The following is a 6,615-nucleotide window of genomic DNA, read 5'->3' as shown; positions in this document are numbered from 1 at the left end:
TGGGTGAGTCAGCACGAGGTGACGAAACCCATCAGGTGCAGGGGATAGGGTAAATGCGGCGGTTGTGCACTGAACCTAATGTCTCGACCTGCTGAAAATTATTCACTATCAACAATCGAACACGGATAGCAGAGTTAAAAAAAGCAATTGATTTCCAGTATTTTACGGAGCCGCGACCCTCATCATCTGCCACGGTAGAATCGATCCTATCCTTCTGAAAACGTAGTTCCTCGATTACGGCTTCAAAGTTTTTCTGATGGCTTGAGATTTTTTGAAGGACTTCGCTTATATGCTCCAATACGCGATGATTTTCCTGCATGATTCTATCGTTAATTACGGGTTGTTTGTGGAACCCAACAACCAGCAGAGCCCGCCAGCAAGGGGTGGCCCGGGTGTATTTGTGTACGCCCGGCATGGGCACGAACTGATGGGTTGAAAGCCCCCCTGTACGGTGTAGAAGTACCTGTAGTGCCCCTTGGGTCCTCCGAGATAACTAATAGCCGACGGCAAGGGCAAGCCCACAGGGGGACGTCTGTGAGGAAGCCCGAGCGCAAAGGTGCGAGCCGACGGACAGAAACCGCATAGAAGTCTTTGCCCCTTGGCGAGGCAGCACGAGATGACGAAGCCCTACAGGTGCAAGGGATAGGGTAAATCCGACGGTTGTGCACTTAAGGCTTACGTTCCTATCCGGGCAGTCCTGACCCGACCCCCGGGCACGCAAACCGGGATGACCAATTACTGGCTGCGAAGCCAGGGATTGATCAGCATTCGCGATTAGTGGATGAAAGCGCATGGCTATGCTTGAAGCGTCGTTTGCTCACTTCTTGGGACCGACAAAAGCGGACCCTAATTCTAGGTGATGTAGCGAAGGGGGGGGCTAAACACCCGCCCTTACCCGATTCCACTCGGGCGATTTTGTCGGTTTGGTTCAGTTGCTGAGAATTAAATTGAACCTGACCCGCTTGATTCTGCCGTAGTCGGGGGCCAGAAGATAATCGAGGTCATAAGTGCCTCAATATATAAATTTGTAATTCGATTAAAATATAAATACCATATAAATCAATGGCTTAAAATTATTGAAGTTATTTTTAGTTACAAGCCTTTGAGTTGAGGTACTTAGCGGAATGAGTTTGGCGTGATTTGTACTGTACAGAGATGGCAGCCTTCAACGCTGGTTACGCGACGCATTGCCAAGTTCCTTTTACCCGGTAGGGTGCGGTAGGATCGCTGAGATGCCGGCGGCTCACTCGTTGCCGGAGATTCATGCCTTCACCCCGTCCCACCCATTACGGTGGGCGTTTGGCTACTATGCCGTCTGCTGACTTCTGTCCCATCACGGCGAGCGTTGCCGCTCGCCGCGCTGCCCGAGTTACGGTAGGGTCCGGTGGCCATTCCAGCGCTTTCGCACTGGGCCTAAGTCCGGCTCCCCTAGGCACAAGGACCGCTCGCGAGACAGATCTCCTTAGGATTTTCAGCATGAACTTTCAGTGCACAACCGCCGCATTGACCCTATCCCCCCACACCTGATGGGTTTCGTCACCTCGTGCTGACTTACCCAGGGACTGAGCCTTCTATGCGGTTTCTGTCCGTTGGCTCGCACTTTTGCACTCGAGCTTCCTCCAGACATCCCCTCGCGGGTTTGCCCTTGCCGTCGGCTAGTCGTTACATTGGTCCAAAAGGACACGACAGGTACTTCTGCAGGGAACTTTCACCCCATCAGTTCATGCCCATGCCGGGCGTACACAAGGCAAATCCACTCGACGCTCGTACCTCGCGCGGCTGATCCTTGTTGTTACCCCCCAACCCCATACCAAGCCGATTCTCCCCCTGCTGATCAGATCATTGACACCGAGTCGTCACCCGGGTTTGCTAGGGTACTGAAAGTCTCGATCTGTCTTCTCAAGAGGAAGAAAAAGCTGATGAACGATCAAACGACTGATCAACAAAAGGCCACCTGGCTGCAGGCGTCGGTCTTGGCCGAAGAGCTCGATGCGAGCGAGGTTGCAACACTGGCGCAGGCGATGGGCGTCATGCGGCTGGCAGGGCAGGAGTCGCTGGTGGTGGAGGGCGACGCCAGGCGCACCCTGTTCGTGCTGGTCGATGGCCGCCTTGATGTGCTGCATGACCTTCAGGGCACGGACTCGGCGGTCTATCGCATGTCGCCCGGGGAATGTGCCGGAACCCGTGCCTTTGTCGATGGCTCGCCGCGCAAGGCGGGATTGCGTGCGGCTGGCGACTGCGTGGTGCTGACGCTGGAGCCGGATGACTTCGAGGCCTTGCTCGCGGAACATCCGATGCTGGTGCTCAAGGTGATGCGGGCGCTGTTCCGGATCACTCACAGCAACCTGATGCGGGCGAATCAGGAGTCCGATGCCCTGCGCAACTATGTGACCCGGTCGCATGGCCGCTACTGAGGTGCGAAGCCTACGGTTGTGTCCGGCGCGGCAGTGCATCATTGCGCTAACGCTGTTGTTCGGTCTGTTGTGGGGGAGCGGCACTGCGCTGTCGCTCGAGCGCCCGGAGCAGCCCGGAACGGGACTGCGCTTCTTCGTGGTCGGCGATGCGCCCTACGGCAATGCCGAGTACGCACCCTTCAAGCGCCTGCTGCAAGAGGCGGCCGAGCAGGACCCGCCGTTCATCGTCCATGTCGGCGATATCAAAGGGGGCGGCGAGCCCTGTACCGAGGCGCGAAATCGGCGCATCGCCGAGCTGTTCCAAGCCCAACCGGTGCCGGTGCTCTACACCCCGGGGGACAACGAGTGGACCGACTGTCATCGCCAGTCCGCCGGCGGGCTCGATCCGATCGAGCGCCTCGCGGCGCTGCGAGCGCGCTTTTTTGCCGACCCCGAGGTGCTGCACAACGCGGCGCTGAAGCTACAGGTGCCAGACCCGGCCTATCCGGAGAACGCCTATACCCTCAAGGATGGCGTGATGCTGGTGTTGCTGCATCTGGTCGGTAGCAACAACAATCATCGCTCGAAAAACAGCGCCGCGATGGCCGAATGGCGGCAACGCTCGGCGGCCAATCGCAGACTCTTGCGCGAGGCGACCCGCCTTGCGCAGCAGTCTCAGGCGCGGGCAATGGTGCTGTTCTTCCATGCCAATCCGTTGTTCGAGCGCTCACCGCCGTCGCCTGGCTTCGCCCCGCTGATGAGCGACCTTGAGGCGTTGCTCAGCAGCTACTCGGGGCCGGTGCTGGCCGTCCATGGCGACACTCATCGCTTTCAGTTCAATCAGCCGCTGCTGCGCAATCGATCGGCGGTGAAAGGCGCCGAGCGGTTGTGGCGCCTTGAGGTCCCAGGCTCGCCGTTCCTCGGCGGCGTTTGGGTGAGCCTGACCTCAGATCCTGCAGAGCCGTTTGCGATCTCGGTGGTGTATCCATCGGCGGCTGAGGCGTTTAAGACTAGCCTGTCAGGAGGCCATTAGCTGCTCGCCAGCCGGCTTGCAAGATCCCCGAGTGAGATCGGTCACTGAGCTGTCAGATCCCACGCGTCTTCACGCCGCCGTTGATTCGCCAACCTGTCATCTTGGCTTCTTCATCTAGCGATGCCAGGCCGCCCTTGTACAGCGTCGAGCGACTCGTTGGAGCCTAAGCCATCTTGTCGCGCTCGACCATCGCATAGGCCGAGTGGTTATGGATCGACTCGAAGTTCTCGGCCTCGACCACGTAGGCCGCGACGCGGTCTTCGGCATTCAGCCGGCGTGCAACATCGCGCACCGTATCCTCGACGAACTTGGGATTGTCGTAGGCATGCTCGGTGACATATTTCTCGTCGGGCCGCTTGAGCAGGCCATAGAGCTGCGCGCTGGCCTCTGCCTCGACGAGCTCGATCAATTCCTCGATCCATAGGAAACCGCGCGTCTTCGCCTCGACGGTGACATGCGAACGCTGGTTGTGCGCACCGTAGCGCGAAATCTCTTTTGAGCAGGGGCAGAGGCTGGTGACCGGCACCACGACCTTGATCGACAGCTCCGGCTTGCCATGACGGACCTCGCCGATCAGCGTGACGTCATAGTCGAGCAGGCTCTCGACGCCGCTCACCGGTGCGCGCTTATTGATGAAGAACGGGAAGCGCATCTCGATATGACCGGCCTCCGATTCGAGCCGCTCGGCCATCTCGGTGAGCATCTCCTTGAAGGTGCCGACGCCGATCTCGCGCTCGTGGCCATTGAGGATGGCGACGAAGCGCGACATGTGGGTGCCCTTGAAGTGATGGGGCAAGAAGACGTACATGTTGAAGGTTGCGACCGTGTGCTGCTCGGCGCCGCTGCGGTCTTTGATCCGCACCGGGTGGCGGATGTCCTTGATGCCGACCTTGTTGATGGCGATCTGCCGGCTATCTGGACTGGACTGGACGTCGGCGATCTCCACCGATGTCGACCCGGCCGCGCCCTTCGCGCGCTGGGTAGTTGGTCGATCGTCGAGCTGATCGAGGGTTTCAAGGGATGGGTTGGGGGTCAACGTGGAGTCCACAGAGACTGCTCCTCGGGTGGAACGGGGGCGAAGCTGCACAAACGACTCAGACCTCGCCAAATACCGCTTACCATGAGGTCTAGCGCGGTTCGCTGCAAGCATCGAGCCGCTGCGGCAAGCGTTGAACCGAGGTCACTCGTGCTCGAACAGCCCCTCAGCGCGCATCAAGGCGGTGCCATAGTCGATATCCACGGCAAATGAGATGTTGGTGCCCGCTGATGATACTCGGTCGCCCCTGAAAACTTCGTAGGCGAAGTATTCGTCGTCGACATGGCCTTGGCGCAACCGATCGCACCCGGGTCATCCCCGATCTCGAGTCCCCGGTATCCAGGCCAGCATTTCACCGATCCCCTATCATTCAAGCAGTTTGCTAAAGAGGTATTGTGAACCTGTTTGGCTCGCGGGCTTTAGTCTTGATGCCCGTTGCGCTGGAAAATATGTTGCCTACGATATAAAATGCGCGCCTTGTTGCAGATGCACGACATGTCGCTTGTATGGGCCGCTGGGTGGCCCTAAGGCTAAGGCCGTTGCGTCAATGCCATCTCTAAGAGCCAAGTCAACCCACGCAGGACACCATGAACGATTACGAACCACGGACGCTTAGCGCCACTCCCAACTGTCAGCGAACGGCGCACCGACGCGCTCGGATGCTGCTCGCCCTGAGTCTTGCAAGCCTGGCCGGCGCGCCACAGCTTGCGACCGCAGCATCAGACCCCGCCGCCCTTGAGCGTCGCATCCTCGAACTCCAGCGCCAGCTTGATCAGGCCCAAGCCGAGCTTGCAGTGGCCAAGGCCGAGACCCTGTCCGCGACCGAGAAGGCTGAGGTTGCAGAGGCCGAGCTGGCCAAGGCCGGCTCACCGCAAGCCGATAAGATCACCGTCGGCCCCGTCACTATCGGTGGGGCGATCCGCGCTAACTACATTCTCGGGAGTTATCCCGGCGGCGGCAGCGGCCCGTCTCGCGGCGGCAATGGCGGCAACTTCGCGCTCGATACCTTCCGCATTAACATGGATCTGAAGTACGAGCAGCTGGTCGGCAAGCTCGAGTACCGCTGGTACGATGGCTACAACTTCCTCCACACCGGCTGGCTCGGCTGGGATTTCGATGACGGCAGCCAGCTTCAGGTCGGTGTCAACCGGGTGCCCTTCGGCCCTGGCCCCTATGGTGTCTCCCAGAGCTGGTTCTTCGATCAGCACTACTACGTCGGACTCTCCGACGACATGGACCTGGGTGTCAAATACGTCACCAGCCTCGGGAATTGGGATCTCGACTTCGCCTATTACCTGCGCAGCGAGTGGAACGGCAACGGTACCAGTCAAGATAGCACTCGTTACGGCTATGACGCCGTGGTCTGGGAAGGTGCTGTTGCCCCAGACGGAACTGTAGGTAGCGCTCCACCGAATGGCTACGAGGAGCGCAATCAGTTCAATCTGCGCGCCATCTACAACTTCGATCAGAGTGTTGTCGACACAGCGCTCGGTGTCTCGCTTCAGTACGGAGAACTGAAGGGTCGCCGTAACGATAACGGTCATCACTGGGCGGCGTCGGTCCACATGACCAACAGTTGGAACAACTGGCTCCTAGCCTCTCAGCTGACCCGCTATCAATACGACATCGATGACAACAATGCCCTGAATACAGACGCCTTGTTCCCGATGGGCGCCTACGACTTCGCCTGGCCGGTGGCGACGGATGCCTGGCTACCCGCCATCTCGCTCAGCTATCTGTACGAGACTAATCGCATTCCTTGGCTCGACTCCGTTCGACCCTACGTCGAGTACTCGAGCATCATCAAGGAAGACAGCAGCTTCAACGATAGCCAGCTGGTCACCCTGGGTGCAGCCTGGGCGCGTGGCGGCTGGTACATCTACACCGATCTCGCGTTCTCCGACGGCAACTACTTCGTCGGTAACGAGACCGAAGACGGAACCGCGGAAGGCTACTCGAATCTGTTCTCGCCCACTGGCGGCGTGGGCGATTTCGGGGCTAATGGCAACAACCACTGGAACTACCGGTTCAACATCAACTTCGGCTACTACTTCTAGCTGCCTCGGCTAGCCAGGGGTTGCTAGCCAGCTGAGGCCGGATGCGCCAGCTCTAGTGGCCGCGACCGGCTTCAGTCTCTCCCAAACGCGGAGCGC

At 59.1% G+C, this 6,615-nt stretch carries 6 protein-coding genes; 3 read left to right on the top strand and 3 right to left on the bottom strand.

The window, feature by feature from the left end; all coding sequences use genetic code 11:
• Positions 1–31: 31 nt before the first annotated feature.
• A complete protein-coding gene (locus VBE63_RS15230) occupies positions 32–319 on the bottom strand; it encodes a hypothetical protein (protein ID WP_323683878.1) in 288 nt (95 codons plus the stop codon).
• Positions 320–1,919: 1,600 nt separating this feature from the next.
• Between VBE63_RS15230 and VBE63_RS15225 the strand changes: the two genes are divergently transcribed.
• Entirely contained in the window at positions 1,920–2,414 is a 495-nt protein-coding gene (locus VBE63_RS15225) for a cyclic nucleotide-binding domain-containing protein (protein WP_323683877.1), read from the top strand.
• Entirely contained in the window at positions 2,401–3,426 is a 1,026-nt protein-coding gene (locus VBE63_RS15220; RefSeq protein ID WP_323683876.1) for a metallophosphoesterase family protein, read from the top strand. The genes VBE63_RS15225 and VBE63_RS15220 overlap by 14 nt, the downstream gene beginning before the upstream one ends.
• 163 nt (positions 3,427–3,589) lie before the next feature.
• Here the strand turns inward: VBE63_RS15220 and folE2 are convergent, their stop codons facing one another.
• Both folE2 and VBE63_RS15210 read right to left on the bottom strand, forming a co-directional pair.
• Complete coding sequence (gene folE2, locus VBE63_RS15215; protein WP_323683881.1) at positions 3,590–4,372, bottom strand: GTP cyclohydrolase FolE2; 783 nt, start codon at positions 4,370–4,372, stop codon at positions 3,590–3,592.
• Positions 4,373–4,606: 234 nt separating this feature from the next.
• A complete protein-coding gene (locus VBE63_RS15210; protein WP_323683875.1) occupies positions 4,607–4,759 on the bottom strand; it encodes a hypothetical protein in 153 nt (50 codons plus the stop codon).
• Between the two features lie 290 nt (positions 4,760–5,049).
• On the opposite strand from VBE63_RS15210, the gene VBE63_RS15205 reads away from it, so the two are divergent.
• The gene (locus VBE63_RS15205) at positions 5,050–6,519 is read left to right on the top strand and encodes a hypothetical protein (RefSeq protein ID WP_323683874.1); all 1,470 of its coding nucleotides are present in this window, start codon (positions 5,050–5,052) and stop codon (positions 6,517–6,519) included.
• Positions 6,520–6,615 lie beyond the last annotated feature (96 nt).

The organism is Lamprobacter sp. (assembly GCF_034860625.1).
GTDB lineage: Bacteria > Pseudomonadota > Gammaproteobacteria > Chromatiales > Chromatiaceae > Lamprobacter.
The sequence above is the reverse complement of the archived record's forward strand: the minus strand, read 5'-3'. Positions and strand labels throughout refer to the sequence as shown.

Coding starts and splice junctions, on each gene's coding strand:
- VBE63_RS15230 (WP_323683878.1), bottom strand. CDS start 319: ATGCAGGAAAATCATCGCGTATTGGAGCATATAAGCGAAGTCCTTCAA.
- VBE63_RS15225 (WP_323683877.1), top strand. CDS start 1,920: ATGAACGATCAAACGACTGATCAACAAAAGGCCACCTGGCTGCAGGCG.
- VBE63_RS15220 (WP_323683876.1), top strand. CDS start 2,401: ATGGCCGCTACTGAGGTGCGAAGCCTACGGTTGTGTCCGGCGCGGCAG.
- VBE63_RS15205 (WP_323683874.1), top strand. CDS start 5,050: ATGAACGATTACGAACCACGGACGCTTAGCGCCACTCCCAACTGTCAG.